Annotated in this window: 15 protein-coding genes and 1 pseudogene; 10 read left to right on the forward strand and 6 right to left on the reverse strand. The window is 67.5% G+C overall.

The window, feature by feature from the left end:
* The first annotated feature begins 33 nt into the window (after positions 1–33).
* Entirely contained in the window at positions 34–894 is an 861-nt protein-coding gene (gene sseA, locus ACFPOB_RS07835; protein WP_377797232.1) for a 3-mercaptopyruvate sulfurtransferase, read from the forward strand.
* Between the two features lie 209 nt (positions 895–1,103).
* Positions 1,104–1,853 (forward strand): proteasome-type protease, encoded by a 750-nt coding sequence (locus ACFPOB_RS07840; RefSeq protein WP_377797234.1) that lies wholly within the window; start codon positions 1,104–1,106, stop codon positions 1,851–1,853.
* Here ACFPOB_RS07840 and ACFPOB_RS07845 read toward each other — a convergent pair whose 3' ends face one another.
* Both ACFPOB_RS07845 and ACFPOB_RS07850 read right to left on the reverse strand, forming a co-directional pair.
* On the reverse strand, positions 1,854–2,459 hold the full coding sequence (locus tag ACFPOB_RS07845; protein ID WP_377797236.1) for an ankyrin repeat domain-containing protein: 606 nt from the start codon (positions 2,457–2,459) through the stop codon (positions 1,854–1,856).
* A gap of 346 nt (positions 2,460–2,805) precedes the next feature.
* A pseudogene (locus ACFPOB_RS07850) lies at positions 2,806–3,011 on the reverse strand (TOBE domain-containing protein).
* A 114-nt stretch (positions 3,012–3,125) separates the two neighbouring features.
* On the opposite strand from ACFPOB_RS07850, the gene modA reads away from it, so the two are divergent.
* The 3 genes from modA to modC are packed head-to-tail and all read left to right on the forward strand — an operon-like array spanning position 3,126 to position 5,727.
* Positions 3,126–3,944, forward strand: coding sequence for a molybdate ABC transporter substrate-binding protein (gene modA, locus ACFPOB_RS07855; RefSeq protein ID WP_377797238.1), 819 nt, complete (start codon positions 3,126–3,128; stop codon positions 3,942–3,944).
* A complete protein-coding gene (modB, locus tag ACFPOB_RS07860) occupies positions 3,941–4,639 on the forward strand; it encodes a molybdate ABC transporter permease subunit (RefSeq protein ID WP_377797239.1) in 699 nt (232 codons plus the stop codon). The genes modA and modB overlap by 4 nt, the downstream gene beginning before the upstream one ends.
* Complete coding sequence (gene modC / locus ACFPOB_RS07865; protein ID WP_377797241.1) at positions 4,636–5,727, forward strand: molybdenum ABC transporter ATP-binding protein; 1,092 nt, start codon at positions 4,636–4,638, stop codon at positions 5,725–5,727. Before modB ends, modC begins: the two co-directional genes overlap by 4 nt.
* A 4-nt stretch (positions 5,728–5,731) precedes the next feature.
* Here the strand turns inward: modC and ACFPOB_RS07870 are convergent, their stop codons facing one another.
* From ACFPOB_RS07870 to ACFPOB_RS07880, 3 genes are all read right to left on the reverse strand, one after another.
* Positions 5,732–6,130 (reverse strand): winged helix-turn-helix domain-containing protein, encoded by a 399-nt coding sequence (locus ACFPOB_RS07870; RefSeq protein ID WP_377797243.1) that lies wholly within the window; start codon positions 6,128–6,130, stop codon positions 5,732–5,734.
* Between the two features lie 28 nt (positions 6,131–6,158).
* Entirely contained in the window at positions 6,159–6,794 is a 636-nt protein-coding gene (locus tag ACFPOB_RS07875; RefSeq protein ID WP_377797245.1) for a pyridoxamine 5'-phosphate oxidase family protein, read from the reverse strand.
* A gap of 87 nt (positions 6,795–6,881) precedes the next feature.
* Positions 6,882–7,709, reverse strand: a complete 828-nt coding sequence (locus ACFPOB_RS07880; protein WP_377797247.1) for a phosphogluconate dehydrogenase C-terminal domain-containing protein — start codon at positions 7,707–7,709, stop codon at positions 6,882–6,884.
* 221 nt (positions 7,710–7,930) lie between these two features.
* On the opposite strand from ACFPOB_RS07880, the gene ACFPOB_RS07885 reads away from it, so the two are divergent.
* Genes ACFPOB_RS07885 through ACFPOB_RS07895 form a run of 3 tightly spaced genes read left to right on the forward strand, consistent with a single transcriptional unit; the run spans position 7,931 to position 10,796 of the window.
* The gene (locus ACFPOB_RS07885; RefSeq protein WP_377797249.1) at positions 7,931–9,124 is read left to right on the forward strand and encodes a CaiB/BaiF CoA transferase family protein; all 1,194 of its coding nucleotides are present in this window, start codon (positions 7,931–7,933) and stop codon (positions 9,122–9,124) included.
* An 11-nt stretch (positions 9,125–9,135) separates the two neighbouring features.
* The gene (locus ACFPOB_RS07890) at positions 9,136–9,918 is read left to right on the forward strand and encodes an enoyl-CoA hydratase/isomerase family protein (RefSeq protein ID WP_377797251.1); all 783 of its coding nucleotides are present in this window, start codon (positions 9,136–9,138) and stop codon (positions 9,916–9,918) included.
* A complete protein-coding gene (locus tag ACFPOB_RS07895; RefSeq protein WP_377797253.1) occupies positions 9,915–10,796 on the forward strand; it encodes an NAD(P)-dependent oxidoreductase in 882 nt (293 codons plus the stop codon). The genes ACFPOB_RS07890 and ACFPOB_RS07895 overlap by 4 nt, the downstream gene beginning before the upstream one ends.
* 246 nt (positions 10,797–11,042) lie before the next feature.
* On the opposite strand, the gene ACFPOB_RS07900 is transcribed toward ACFPOB_RS07895, so the two are convergent.
* Positions 11,043–11,777, reverse strand: a complete 735-nt coding sequence (locus tag ACFPOB_RS07900; RefSeq protein WP_377797255.1) for a GntR family transcriptional regulator — start codon at positions 11,775–11,777, stop codon at positions 11,043–11,045.
* Between the two features lie 119 nt (positions 11,778–11,896).
* Here ACFPOB_RS07900 and ACFPOB_RS07905 point away from each other — a divergent pair, with 119 nt between their 5' ends.
* Positions 11,897–12,568 (forward strand): cyclase family protein, encoded by a 672-nt coding sequence (locus ACFPOB_RS07905; protein ID WP_377797256.1) that lies wholly within the window; start codon positions 11,897–11,899, stop codon positions 12,566–12,568.
* Positions 12,569–12,745: 177 nt separating this feature from the next.
* On the forward strand, positions 12,746–14,143 hold the full coding sequence (locus ACFPOB_RS07910) for a flagellar biosynthesis protein FlgA (protein WP_377797258.1): 1,398 nt from the start codon (positions 12,746–12,748) through the stop codon (positions 14,141–14,143).
* The last annotated feature ends 48 nt before the right edge of the window (positions 14,144–14,191 follow it).

A 14,191-nucleotide genomic window follows, 5' to 3' on the forward strand; every position in this document is an offset into this window, starting at 1 on the left:
ATCCTGAGAACAGACTCTTTCGAGGAACCGCGCATGGCCCGCAACGACATCTTCGTTTCCACGCAATGGCTGGCAGAGCGGCTCGACGCGCCGGATATCGTCATCGTCGATGGCTCCTTCTATCTTCCCGCCCAGAACCGCGATGCCGATGCCGAATATCTGCAGCAGCGCATTCCCGGCGCGGTGCGTTTCGACATCGACGCGATCAAGGACGAGAATTCCAGCCTGCCGCACATGCTGCCGCGGCCGGACGCGTTTGCCGCCGCGGTCGGTGCCATGGGCATCGGCGACGGCATGCGCATCGTCGTCTATGACGGGCTTGGCCTGTTCTCGGCGCCGCGCGTGCGCTGGACCTTCCAGACCTTCGGCGCCAAGGACGTGGTCATCCTCGAAGGCGGTCTGCCGCAATGGCTGGCCGAAGGCCGGCCCGTGAGGGATGGCGCGCCACGTATCCGTGCGCCGCGCACATTCACCGCCAGGCTCGACCATTCCGCCGTCGCCGACATCGACGACGTGGCGCGGGCGCTTGAGAGCGGCGCGATCCAGGTGGTCGATGCCCGCCCGGCCGATCGCTTCCGCGGCGAAGCGCCGGAGCCGCGCCCGGGCCTGCGCTCCGGCCATATGCCCGGCGCGCTCAACCTGCCCTCCTCGACGCTGGTGGCCGATGGCAAGCTCAAGGAACCGGAAGCCCTCGCCGCTGCCTTCCGCGAGGCCGGCGTCGACATCGACAAGCCGCTGCTGACCAGCTGCGGCTCGGGTGTCTCGGCGGTGATCCTGTCGACGGCTCTGGAGCTGCTCGGCAAGCCGGCGCGCGCCGTCTATGACGGCTCCTGGGCCGAATGGGGCGCGAGCGAGCGCCCCGTCGCGACCGGGCCGGCGAAACAGAAGGACTGAAGCGCACTATCTCGTCATGGCGAGGAGCGCAACGAGGAAGCATGTCGAGCGAGCCCTGCTGGATTGCTTCGCGGAGCTGTCCTCGGGCTTGCCGAAGGCAAGACCCCGGGAGCTCGCAATGACGGAGAAATCAGCGCCAAAATTGCATGAGCCTCCCTTGGCAGAGGCGGCAACCCTGCGCATGCTGCATCCGTTCTGGGGAGCCGCTCATGACCTATTGCCTCGGGATCCTGCTGCCGTCGGGGCTGATCCTCGCCTCAGATTCCCGCTCCAGCGCCGGTGTCGACCAGATCGCCGTGGTCAAGAAGCTTGCTCTGTTCGAGGTACCGGGCGAGCGGGTGATCGCGATCCTCTCGGCCGGGAATCTGGCCACGACGCAGGCCGTGATCACCATGATCCGGCAATACACCAGGCATAAGCAGGACAGCGCCGCGGGCGGCGAGAATCGCGACATCCTGGCGGCGCGCACCATGTTCGACGTGGCGCAGATCGTCGGCGGCGTGCTGCGCGAGGTGCTGCGCCTCAACCGCAGTTTCGTCGAGCCCTATGGCGATCCGAACGGCTCCTTCCTGGTCGCCGGCCAGATCGCCGGCGAGCCGCATCGGCTTTTCCAGGTCTATTCGGCCGGCAATTTCGTCGAGGCCTCCGGGCGGACCCAGTTCCTTCAGCTCGGCGAGACCAAATACGGCAAGCCGATCCTCGACCGGGCCTTGCAGGAGGCCAGCGGCCTCGACGAGGCAGCCAAGCTCGCCCTGCTCTCCTTCGACGCAACGGTGCGCTCCAATCTCTCGGTCGCACCGCCGATCGACCTGTTGCGCTACGAGGCCGACAGCTTCTCGACCCGGCATCTCGCCAAATATGACAGCCACCATCCCTATTGGACGGATCTGCGCCAGCGCTACAGCGATGGACTGACGGCGCTGGTTGCGAGTTTGCCGGCGCCGGATTTCCCCGCCTGACTACTGCAGCAGGGCAACCATCGCCGCATAGCCGCGGCGACGGGCATGTTCGAGCGGCGTCGTGCCCTCGCGATCGGCTAGGTCGCGCCGTGCGCCCGCCGCGACCAGCGCCTTCACCGTCTCGACATGGCGCGGGCCGCCATTGCCGAGAATCACCGCCTCGATCAGGGCGGTCCAGCCGAGATTGTTGACATGGTCGAGCGGTGCGCCGGCCGCGATCAATTCACGCACCACGCCGTCATGGCCGAGATGGGCGGCCGCGATCAGAGCCGTGCCCTGATAGGGGCTGGTTATGGCGCGCGGATCGCCGCCAATGGCGAGCGCGGTACGCATCGTTTCGATATCGTCGGCGACCGCCGCGATGGTGATCGCATCATAGGCCCGGCCATCGAGCGCGCGCGGATCGGCGCCCGCCTTCGCAAGCTCGCGCATCGCCTCGCGCTGGCGGGCATGGGCTGCGACATGCAGCGCGGTGCGGCCCTGGCCGTCGCGAGCTTCGAGGCCACCGCCAGCCGCAACCGCCTGCCGGAGGGCCGGAAGGTCGCCGCGCCAGGCCGCCAGATGCAGCCCGTCATAGACGGATATCTCGGCCGGAGACGGCGGCACCTGAGCTTCTGCGATTTCGCTCGCGCCCATTGCCGCAGCGATGAACAGTGCCGAAAATCCATTTCGGCAAACGTTCGCCCCGCGTCGTTTCGTCTCAGGCATCTGCTTACGGCCCCCATTTTCGCGCAAACGGCGCGAAAAATCGCAGTGTGCTCAAATTAAGGTCAGCCTTGCTGCCCCCTCCCCCTTGCGAGCCGAGCCGGAGCGCCCTATCTCCTGTGCACCGCAACAGAGATGTTGCGGCGCCCTCCTTGGGCGTTTCCTCCCTAGACTTGGGCCTGCGCTCTGGCGTGGGCCTTTTTCTTTGCGGGGAAGGCTAGCGCGGCCGGCATCGGGCACGCAACGATCAATCGATCGCAATCATCACGTCGGAGGCCTTCACCACAGCATAGGCTGCCGCCCAACTGCGAGCGTGAGCTCGTCGACCGCGGCATCGGTGATCGCCGAGGTGACGATGGCGCCGCCGACATCGAGCGTCACATGGGCGGTGGTCGAGCCCTTCACGATCTCGACGATGGCACCATTGAGCTGGTTGCGGGCGGAAATCTTCATGCTGATCTCCTCGATCTGACATCGTCGCGAGATCGTACCAGGCGGACTCGACCTTTGGTGACTCGCCGTTATATTCAGCCGCACATAGCGACGGCTGCCGCAGCGAGGACCCTCATGTCATCGAACCGCCGAAACGTGGGCTTCAGCTTCGTGGGCTTCACGGCCGCGCTGCTGATCGGCGTCGCCTCCTTCACCGGCCCGGCCTTGGCTCAGAGCAAGGAACTGGTGGTCTTCGCCGCCGCGAGCCTGAAGAACGCGCTCGACGAGGCCACAGCTAACTGGACCAAGGATAGCGGCAAGCCCGCGCCGAAGATCTCCTATGCGGCGAGCAATGCGCTGGCCAAGCAGCTTGAGCACGGCGCGCCGGCCGATCTCTTCCTTTCGGCCGATCTCGACTGGATGGACTACGCCCAGCAGAAGAACCTGATCGTCAAGGAGAGCAGGGTCAGCCTGCTCGCCAACCGGATCGCGCTGATCGCGCCGTCCGATGCCAAGACCACGGCAACCTTGGCGCCGGGCGTCGACCTCTCCGCCGCGCTCGGCCAGGGCCGGCTCGCCATGGGCAATGTCGATTCGGTGCCGGCCGGCAAATACGGCAAGGCGGCGCTGGAGAAGTTGGGCAGTTGGGACAAGGTCAAGGACAAGGTGGCGCAGGCCGACAACGTCCGCGCCGCGCTGCTCCTGGTCTCGCGCGGCGAAGCGCCGCTCGGCATCGTCTACACCACCGACGCCGCCGCCGACCCGAAGGTTAAGGTGATCGCGACCTTCCCGGAGGATACGCACCCACCGATCGTCTATCCCGTCGCCATCACCAAGGAATCGGCCAATCCCGACGCACAGGCCTTTCTGACCTGGCTGCGCGGCAACGGCGCCAAGGCCAGCTTCGAGAAGCAGGGCTTCACGGTGCTGAACAAGCCCGCCTCGTCATCGTGAGCGACTGGCTGTCCCCGGAGGAATGGACGGCCGTCCGCCTCAGCCTGATTGTCGCCACCACAGCCATGCTGGCGAGCCTCCCCTTGGGGCTCGCCGTCGCCTGGCTGCTGGCGCGCGGGCGGTTCTGGGGCAAGTCGCTGCTCGAGGCCGTCATCCATCTGCCGCTGATCCTGCCGCCGGTCGTCACCGGCTATCTGCTGCTGATCGGCTTCGGCCGTCGTGGGCCGATCGGCCAGTTCCTCCATGACTGGTTCGGCATCGTTCTCTCGTTCCGCTGGACCGGGGCTGCGCTCGCCTGCGCCGTGATGGGCTTTCCGCTGATGGTCCGGGCGATCCGGCTCTCGATAGAGGCGATCGACCGCAAGCTGGAAGACGCGGCCGGAACGCTCGGCGCCAGTCCGTTCTGGGTGTTCCTCACCGTGACGCTGCCCCTTGCTCTGCCCGGCATCCTGGCCGGGATGATCCTGTGCTTCGCCAAGGCGATGGGCGAGTTCGGCGCAACCATCACTTTCGTCTCAAACATCCCCGGCGAGACGCAGACCCTGCCCTCGGCGATCTACACCTTCACCCAGGTGCCCAATGGCGACGCCGGGGCGATGCGGCTGACCCTGATCTCGATCGCGATCTCGGTCGCGGCGCTGTTCGCTTCGGAGTTCCTGGCACGTTTGGTCGGCCGGCGGATCGCCGTCGAATGAGCGCGGTCATCGAGGTTTCCGTGGCGCATCGGCTGGGCGCCTTTTCGCTCGATGCTGCCTTCGCCTCCGACGGGCGGCTGACGGCTCTGTTCGGCCGCTCCGGCTCGGGCAAGACCTCGCTGGTCAAGGTGATCTCCGGGCTGATCCGGCCGCAGGAAGGCCGCATCGTCATCGACGGGCGGGTGATGGTCGACCGCGCCGCCGGTATCTTCGTGCCGAAGCACAAACGCCGCATCGGCTATGTCTTTCAGGAGGCGCGGCTCTTCCCGCATCTCTCGGTGCGGCAGAACCTGCTCTATGGCCGCTGGTTCGCGCCGAAGGCCGAGGATGGCGGCAGCAGGCTCGACGACGTGCTCGACCTACTCGGCATCGGCCATCTGCTGCAAAGGCAGCCGGGCGCGCTGTCCGGCGGCGAGAAGCAGCGCGTCGCGATCGGCCGGGCGCTGCTGGCTAAGCCGCGGCTGCTGCTGATGGACGAACCGCTCGCCTCGCTCGACGAAGAGCGCAAAGCCGAGATCCTGCCTTACATCGAGCGCCTGCGCGACGGCTTCGGCATCCCGATCGTCTATGTCTCGCATTCGATCGCCGAGGTGGCGCGGCTGGCGACCCATCTCGTCATCCTCGACCAGGGCAAGGTCTCGATGAGCGGGCCGACGGCCGAATTGATGTCGCGCCCCGATGTGCCGATCCTCTCCATGTCGGCGGAAGCCGGCGCGATCCTCGATGCGCGCGTCCTGCGCCACGAGCCGGGGCACGCGCTGACGATCCTGGAGACTGCGGCCGGCCCCTTGCAGATAGCCCGCCGCAACGTTCCGGAAGGCACGGCGCTGCGCGTGCGCATCGTCGCCAGCGACGTGATGCTCAGCCTGAAGCCGCTCGACGGGATCAGCGCGCTCAACGTCCTGCCCGGACGCGTCTCGGCGATCGGCGCCCGGCACGGCGATGGCGGTTCGCTGGAAGTGAGACTCGACTGTGGTGGCGCCGGCCTGCTCGCCCGCCTCACCGTGAAATCGGCCGAGCAATTGCAACTGAAACCGGGCAGCCCGGTTTATGCCGTGATCAAGAGCGTCTCGATCGATACCCCCTGAGGGCTCAGGCCTTCTTGCTGGGCTCGCGGGCAGGCGCCGTCGGCGAGACGGCCGCGCGCAGGGCTGCGATCTGCTCGGCGGCGGCCGCCAGCGTCTTCGCTTCGATGGCGCGGTAATTCGCGACGATCTCGCGGCCGAGCGGGGTCAAATGCGCGCCGCCGCCCTTCGCCCCGCCAGGCTGGGCCTCGACCAGCGGTGACTTAAAAATGCGGTTGAGATCGTCGACCAGCAGCCAGGCACGGCGATAGGACATCTTCATCGAGCGGCCGGCGGCGGAGATCGAGCCGGTCGCGCCGATCGCCTCCAGCAACTGCACCTTGCCGGGGCCGAGGCGCCCGCCCGGCGTGAAGTCAAGCCGGAAGCTGAAGCGCGTCGCCGGCAAGGGCTGGTCAGCCTTCGACAAATCCCCGCCCCTCCGCAGCCGCGCGCGCTCAATAGAGCCGCGAGCGATAGGCCTCTTCGAGGTTGGCGTCGGCCTCGGCAGCGTCGACCGCCCTGGTCTGCTCCGCGACAATGCGGCCGAGCGTCGGGAAGCTCGAGCGCTCGACCTGCGCCTCCTGCGCCCAGAGCTTCGAGCGCAGCAGCGCCTTGCCGCAATGGAAATAGGCCTCGTCGACCTCGACGATCAGGCCGAGCTTCGGCGCCTTCTCCTGCATCGCCATGGGCTCCAGCAGCACGGCGTCGGTGGTCATCCGCGCCCTGCCGTTGACGCGCAAGGTCTCGGTGATCCCCGGAACGAAGAAGACCAGGCCGACGCCCGGCGAACTCAGCACGTTCCGGAAGGAATCGACCCGGTTGTTGCCGCGCCGATCCGGGATCAGCAGCGTGCGCTCATCGAGGACCTCGACGAAGCCCGGCCCGTCGCCGCGCGGGCTGGCATCCACCCCGCCCTCCCGATCGGCAGTGGCCAGCACCAGGAAGGGCGACAGCGCGATGAAGTCGCGGCAAAACTTGTCGAGCCGATCGAGCACCTTCTTCTGAACGACCAGGGACTCCTCGCCGACGATCGCGCGCAGCTGGGCTGCATCGTCGACCGTGGTGCCGGGCTTCTGGCTGATCGCGCTCATCTCAATTCTCCAAAAGGCATGCCGGCCCAGCCGGCGAAGCAGCCATAACATGGGCTTCGAAATCGGTCGAAGCTCGCCGCACAACCTTCAGGTGATGCGCCGGACGCTGTCGGCGATCGCGTCCGGCTCGAACAGGCGCTTCCAATCCGGTTTCAGGATCGTCTCCTTGCCGAAGACGATCGCCTTGTTGCAGGCGTCGGAGAACACGCCCTGGACCTCGCCGAAGGTCACCGCCGCCAGGATGTTCATATGGCCGAGCAGGAAGTCGCGCGCCGCCTCGCGTGGCACGCCGCGGGCGATCGCCTCCTCCATCGCCTCGCGCATCGCATCAAGCAAGGTCGCGCAGACGGTTTCCGAGAGGCCGGGCTCCAGGATCGCCATCTGCTCGACGGTGACGCGGTGCGAGCGCATCACCGGCGCCCAGATCGCCCGCGCGACCTCCTCGCCGAGGGCGTAATGCGCCTCCGGCCCCTGCATCAGCGCGTTGACGATGTGCTGCTTGGCCGCAACGCCGCCGAAATGGTCGGCCCGCGCCGCCGCCTCGGTCTCGTCATTGAAGATCGGCGGGTGGCAGGGATGGGTGACGAAATAGGTGATGTCGGCGCGCTCGGGCAAATGGCCGGCATGGGGCGCCGCTGCATCGAGGATGACGACGATCGTCCCGGCCGCCAGCTTCGGCACGAGGCCGGCCGCGACCACCCCGACGGCGGTATCCGGCACCGCGAGAATCGCGACGTCGGCTCTCTCGATCGCCGCGTCCGGATCGACGCACTCGGCACCGAAAGCTTCGCGGATGCGTTCCCGTCCCGCCGGGCTGATCTCGACATGGCGGGTCTCGAACCGCGAACGGGCGAGATTGTGGCCGAGCCGCATGCCCATCTTGCCGCCTGCGCCGAACAGTGCGACCACCGTCATCGTTGTCCTCCCGCATCCGCGCGTCCGTTGCCGACGCTGCCCGACAAGCTCGCAAGGCTTTCCGCCGGACGTCAACGCTTGTGTCCCAGCGCTTTCGTGTCCCCGTTGTCCGGCTGGCGCATAGGGTGCCCACCAATCTTGCATGCAAGACAGCGCTGACAATTGACGCCTCGGATTGATGACGGGATAGTCGCCGCCTCTGTCACGCTTTCCGGACCATCATGCCCCGCCCGACGCCGTCCACTGCCCTTCAAGCCTTGCGCGTGCTCGATCTGACGCGCGTGCGCGCCGGACCGACCTGCACCCGCATCTTCGCCGATTTCGGTGCCGACGTGATCAAGGTCGAGAGCCCGCCGGGGCTCGATCCGAACGAGAACATGAGCGGGCCGCGGCATGGCTACGACATGCAGAACCTGCATCGGAACAAGCGCTCGCTGACGCTCAACCTCAAGAAGGAACCGGCCAAGGAAATCCTGCGCAAGCTGATCGCCGATGCCGACCTGCTGGTCGAGAATTTCCGGCCCGATGTGAAGGAGCGGCTCGGCCTCGATTTCGAGACACTGCATGCGCTCAATCCGCGCCTGATCCTGGTTTCGATCTCGGGCTTCGGCCAGAGCGGGCCTTACCGCCTGCGCGCCGGGTTCGACCAGATCGCGCAGGGCATGGGCGGGATGATGTCGGTCACCGGCCTGCCCGGCCAGGGGCCGGTGCGTGCCGGCATCGCCGTCGCCGATTCCGCCGCCGGCCTCTATGGCGCGATCGGCGCGCTGGTGGCGCTGCAGGAGCGCGCCGTCTCGGGCAAGGGACAGTGGGTGCAGACCTCGCTGCTCGAAGCCCAGATCGGCATGATGGACTTCCAGGTCGCGCGCTATCTGGTCGAAGGCAAGGTGCCTCCGCAGGCCGGCAACGACCATCCCTATGCGACGCCGATGGGCGTCTATGCGACGCGCGACGGCCACATCAATCTCGGCGTCGGCGCCGAGGGGCACTGGCGCTCCTTCTGCGGCGCGCTTGGCCGGCCTGAGCTCGCGACCGATCCGCGCTATGACAGCATGGAGAAGCGCTTCGCGGCGCGGCCGGAGCTGCGCGTGCTGCTCGAGGAGATCATGTCGACGCAAGACAGCGCCTACTGGCTCGACGCCTGCGAGAAGGCCTCGGTGCCGGCCGGGCCGATCTACGCGGTCGATGCCGTCTTCGACGACCCGCAGGTCCAGCACCTTGGCATCGCGCAGCCGGTCCGGCATCCCAAGCTCGGCGAGATTCGCGTCGTCGGCGAGCCGGTCAGCCTGTCACGCACACCCTCCAGCATCGCGACTCCGACGCCGGACGCCGGCGACCACAATCTCGAAATCCTCACCGAGCTCGGCTTCGACGAGGCGGCCATCGCCGACCTCAAGGCCGAAGGCGCGATCTGAAAGGCATTTAGATGAACGATGAGATCCTCTACGACGTGGCCGGAGGGGTCGGCACGGTCACGCTCAACCGGCCGCAGGCGCGCAATGCGCTGACCTTCGCCATGTATGAGGGACTGGCCGAGATCCTCGGCAATCCCGAGAAGCACGGCGCGCCGAAGGTGTTCGTGGTGACGGGCGCCGGCGAGAAGGCCTTCGCCGCCGGTACCGACATCTCGCAGTTCCGCGAGTTCAAGACGGCCGAGGACGCCCTCGCCTATGAGAACCGGATCGAGCGGGTGATCACCACGATCGAGAGCTGCCCGGTGCCGACCATCGCGGCGATCGCCGGCGCCGTCACCGGCGGCGGCGCGGCGATCGCCTGCGCCTGCGACCTCAGGATCGCAACGCAATCGGCCCGCTTCGGCTTCCCGGTGGCGCGCACGCTCGGCAACTGCCTGTCGATGGCGAACTATGCCCGCCTCGCCAGTCTGCTCGGCCCCGCCCGCGTCAAGGACATCATCTTCACCGCAAGGCTGGTCGAGGCTGAGGAGGGCCACCGCATCGGGCTCTACAACGAGCTCGTCGCCGACCATGCCGCGCTGATGGCGCGGGTGAAGGAGCTGGCGGAAACGATCCGTGGCCACGCACCTCTGACGATGCGCGCCACCAAGGAGGCGCTGCGTCGTCTCACGGCAGCGGCGAGCGCCGATATCCACGGCGATGACCTCGTCACCCTCTGCTATACCAGCGCCGATTTCCGCGAGGGCATGGAAGCCTTCCTCGGCAAGCGCACGCCGAACTGGCAAGGCAGATGAGCGAGACCGTCGGCTTCATCGGCCTCGGGTTGATGGGCGCGGGCTTCTGCAAGCGCCTGATCGCGACCGGCCGCAGCGTCGTCGGCTACGACCTCGACCCGGCCCGGCGGGCTGAAGCCGAAGCGCTCGGCGTCGTCCTCGCCGCCTCGCCTGCCGAGGTGGCCGAGCGCGCCAATCCCGTCTGCATCGCGGTGACCACCACCAAGGCGGTGCAGGCCGTGGTCAGCGGCGACGGCGGCATCCTCTCGGCGAAGCTGCAGCTAGGCGCCATCGTCATCGACTTCTCGACGACCGAGATCGGCGTGACCAAGGCGCTCGCGGCGGCGCTGGCGGAAGCCGGCATCGGCTTCATCGACGCGCCTGTCTCGGGCGGCCCGCCGGCGGCTGAGGCCGGCAAGCTCGCGATCATGGCCGGCGGCACACCGGAGGCAATCGCCGCGGTGCGGCCATTGGCGGAGAGCCTCGGTCTCTTTACCCATATGGGCGCGGTCGGCGCCGGCCAGGCGACCAAGCTGGTCAACCAGGCACTGTGCCTGACCAACTATGTGGTCGTGGCGGAATCGCTGCGGCTGGCGGAGGCCTATGGCGTCGACGCCGACAAGATCCCGGCAGCGCTGGCGCCCGGCCTCGGCAATTCGGCGGTGCTGCAGGCAATGATGCCGCGCATGGTCGCACGCGACTTCGCGCCGAAGGGCTATGCCAGGCAGGTATTGAAGGACCTCGAAATGCTGATGGAGGCCGGGCGCGAGCAGCACCTCGCCATGCCCATGGTCGCCCAGGCGACGACGCTCTACCGCATGCTGGTCGCGCAGGGCGATAGCGAACTCGACGCGATCGCAGTGCTGAAGATGCTTCCGGAGGTTGGGCAGGCGAACTGAGGATAGGCACGCAACTGCCTATGCCGTCTTTCCGGGGCGCTGCGCAGCAGCGAGCCCGGAACCCATGAACACGACATGGATCCAGTTCGTCATGCTCGCCCTTGTGGCGAGCATCCACGTCTTGAACACCGAATTGCCCGGAGGAAGACGTGGATGGTCGGGACAAGCCCGACCATGACGGAAAAGGCCGTGTTCATGGGTTCCGGGCTCAGGCCTGCGGCCTGCCCCGGAAAGACGGTGTGCGGCTCAACGCCCCTCGGCAACCCCTCCCCTCTCCTTCAAGGCCGCGACGAGTCCCGACAAGCCGTTGCGGACATGCTCGCGTAGGCGCTGGCTCGCCAGGGCGGCGTCGCCGGCGGTGAGCGCCGCCAGAATCTGCTCATGCTCCTGGATCGCCATCTTCCAGCGCTTCGGCCAGAGATTCGACGAATAGCGGGCGCGGTCGACCCGAAGCGCCAGCAATTCCCAGATCCAGAGCAGGACCGGATTGCCGGCGAGCTCGACGATCCGGCGATGGAAGGCCTTGTTGGCCTCGAAATAGCCCGGCAGCTCGTCGCGGGTGTGATGCAGCATCATCCTGTAGTGCAGCATGCCGATCTCGGCGACGGCCTCGTCCGTGGCGCGCGCCGCAGCGAGTTCCCCCGCCAGCCCCTCTATCGTCGAAACGACATCGATCAGCGCCTCGATCTCGCCGACATCGAGCTCGGCGACGACCGAGGACTTATTCGGGAGCGCGCGCAGCAACCCGTCCTGCGTCAAGGTCTTGATCGCCTCGCGCACCGGCGTGCGCGAGACGCCGAGCTGCAGGCAGAGCTCGCGCTCATTCAGCTTAGCACCCGGCGCCAGCGCCCCGGTGACGATCAGATTGCGCAGTTTTGCGACCGTGCTGCCGTGCAAGGCGCCCTTGCGCCGGCCCGGCTCGGGCTGCGGAACCTGAGCGAGAAGCGCTGCGAGCGGGGTCGTATCGGCCGAACTATCCATAACGCCCTGTATATCGCGCGGCCGGCTCGCTGTCGAAAAATTCTTGCATACAAGAATTCAGAGACCTAGAACGGAGCCGCCGGCTCGCCGGCACCCCTTTCCGCAATCCGGACAGCGCCATGCACATCGTCGACCTTTCCATGCCGATCGCGCCGCATTTCCGCTGGCCGGTGGAGCTTTCGATCAAGGGCGACATCGCGGCCGGCGACCAGTTCCGGGTGTCGAAGATCAACGGCCCCTGCCATGGCTTCTCGCATGTCGACGCCGCCGCGCATTTCGTCGCCGGAGCGCCGACGATCGAGGCGACGCCGCTCAGCCAAGTGGTCGGGCCCTGCCGCGTGCTCGATCTGAGCGCGCGCCCGGCCAATCAGCCGATCGGCCCCGAGCACCTCGCCGCCGCCGATCCCGGCGGGGCCGAGGGCGAGATCCTGCTACTGGCGACGCAGTGGAACGACCGGCGCGATTACAACGACAAGAGCTTCTGGACTGAAGCACCCTGGCTGACGCTTGAGGCGGCGCAGTGGCTGGCGCAGCGCAAGCCGAGCGCCGTCGCTTTCGACTTCCCGCAGGACTACCCGATCCGGCTCCTGCTCGAAGGCAAGGAGGTGCCAAAGCCCGAGCATGTGACGCACCATGTCCTGCTCAGCCATGGCGTCACGCTGATCGAATACGTCGTCAACACCAGCAAGCTGACGGCGCCGCGCAACCTGTTCTCGGCGGCGCCGCTGCTGATCCCGAACGCCGACGGCGCTCCCGCCCGCATCTACGCCATCGAGGGCCTGGCCGTCTGACAGTCCGCTCCAAACTCATCAGCCCTCATCCTGAGGAGCGCTCGCAGAACGCGTTTCGAAGGATGGTCCCAGGAGGCTCCGGAACCGGCTGGAGCATCCTTCGAGACGCAGCCTAAAGGCTGCTCCTCAGGATGAGGGCTGAGGAAACGTCCCAATCGAACGAAAGATGCAATCCCAGTGAACATCGAGAACCTGTTCGCGCTGAAGCCCAGCACCCCCGATCGCGTGATCTCAGCCGCCTTGGTCGGCGCCGGCGAGTTCGGCGCGAGCTTCATCGGCCAGGCCCGCCGCGCGCCGCACATAGAGCCGCGCGTCGTCTGCGACCTCGACATCGGCCGCGCCCGCAAGGCCGCGCTCGCCGGCGGGCTCGACGAGAGCGAGATCGTCGACTGCCATAGCGGCACCGAGGCCAAGGCGGCACTCGATCGCGGGCTGGTCGCGCTGATCGGCGATGCCGCCCATCTCGAAGGGCTGCCCATCGACGTCGTCGTCGAGGCGACCGGCGATCCGGAGGGCGCGGCGATGACTGCGCTGGCGGCGATCGAGGCCGGCCGTCATCTCGTCATGGTGACCAAGGAGGCCGAATGTATCATTGGCCCGATCCTGGCCCACCGCGCCAGGCTGAAGGGCGTCGTGCATACTCCGGTCGACGGCGACCAGCCGAGCCTGCTGATCGGCCTGATCGGCTGGGCGCGCATGCTCGGCCTGCCGATCGTGGCCGCCGGCAAGTCGTCGGAATCCGATTTCGTCTGGGATGCCGAGGCCGGCACGGTCACGGCCTGGGAAAAGGCCGCGCCGGCCGCCGATTTCGCCGCGGCCTTCGGCAAGCTCGGCAGCGATCCGCTCGCACTGCTGGACGCCCGCGCCAGATTGCCCTTCCCCCGCGCCACCGTGCCCGATCTCTGCGAGATGGGCATCGTCGCCAACCATACCGGGTTGATGCCCGATGTCGCGGCGATGCATGCACCGATCGCCCGCACCACCGAACTGCCGAGCCTGTTCCGGCCGGCAGCCGAGGGCGGCCTGCTCTCGGGAATCGGCCGGGTCGACATGTTCAACTGCTTGCGACGGCCGGACGAGCTTTCGTTTGCCGGCGGCGTCTTCGTCATCGCCGAGACGCCTGACCTCGCCACCGGCAAACTATTTGCCGGCAAAGGCATCCCCTGCTCGCCGGATGGCCGCTATGTCCTGCTGCACAATCCGGTGCATCTGCTCGGGGCGGAGGCGCCGATGTCGGCGCTGTCGGCCGCGCTGCTCGGCCAGTCGACCGGCGGCGGCGAGGTGCTGCCGCGCGTCGACCTGACGGCGCGGGCAAGCCGCGACCTTGAGCCCGGCGAGACGCTGACCATGGGCTATCGCCATGTCATCGAGGGGCTGGAGCCGCAATTGACCCCTGCCCGGCCGCTCGGCCCGAGCGAGCCTGTCCCTTACTACCTCACCACCGGCCGGCCGGTGGTGCGCAAGGTCGCCCGCGGCGCCGTCGTCACCTGCGCCGACATCGCGCTCGACGAAAGCACCACACTGGTTCGCCTTCGCCGCGAGCAGGACACGTTGTTCAACCCCGGCGCGCTTTGACTTTGCGGCAACATTCTGTATGCAGCATACAATAATCGCCTCAACCTA

The organism is Allobosea eneae (assembly GCF_042657265.1).
GTDB classification, from domain to species: Bacteria; Pseudomonadota; Alphaproteobacteria; order Rhizobiales; family Beijerinckiaceae; genus Allobosea; species Allobosea eneae.

Excerpts from the sequence above, each read along its gene's own strand:
- sseA (WP_377797232.1), top strand. The coding sequence starts at position 34 with ATGGCCCGCAACGACATCTTCGTTTCCACGCAATGGCTGGCAGAGCGG.
- ACFPOB_RS07840 (WP_377797234.1), top strand. The coding sequence starts at position 1,104 with ATGACCTATTGCCTCGGGATCCTGCTGCCGTCGGGGCTGATCCTCGCC.
- modA (WP_377797238.1), top strand. The coding sequence starts at position 3,126 with ATGTCATCGAACCGCCGAAACGTGGGCTTCAGCTTCGTGGGCTTCACG.
- modC (WP_377797241.1), top strand. The coding sequence starts at position 4,636 with ATGAGCGCGGTCATCGAGGTTTCCGTGGCGCATCGGCTGGGCGCCTTT.
- ACFPOB_RS07875 (WP_377797245.1), bottom strand. The coding sequence starts at position 6,794 with ATGAGCGCGATCAGCCAGAAGCCCGGCACCACGGTCGACGATGCAGCC.
- ACFPOB_RS07880 (WP_377797247.1), bottom strand. The coding sequence starts at position 7,709 with ATGACGGTGGTCGCACTGTTCGGCGCAGGCGGCAAGATGGGCATGCGG.
- ACFPOB_RS07885 (WP_377797249.1), top strand. The coding sequence starts at position 7,931 with ATGCCCCGCCCGACGCCGTCCACTGCCCTTCAAGCCTTGCGCGTGCTC.
- ACFPOB_RS07890 (WP_377797251.1), top strand. The coding sequence starts at position 9,136 with ATGAACGATGAGATCCTCTACGACGTGGCCGGAGGGGTCGGCACGGTC.
- ACFPOB_RS07895 (WP_377797253.1), top strand. The coding sequence starts at position 9,915 with ATGAGCGAGACCGTCGGCTTCATCGGCCTCGGGTTGATGGGCGCGGGC.
- ACFPOB_RS07900 (WP_377797255.1), bottom strand. The coding sequence starts at position 11,777 with ATGGATAGTTCGGCCGATACGACCCCGCTCGCAGCGCTTCTCGCTCAG.
- ACFPOB_RS07905 (WP_377797256.1), top strand. The coding sequence starts at position 11,897 with ATGCACATCGTCGACCTTTCCATGCCGATCGCGCCGCATTTCCGCTGG.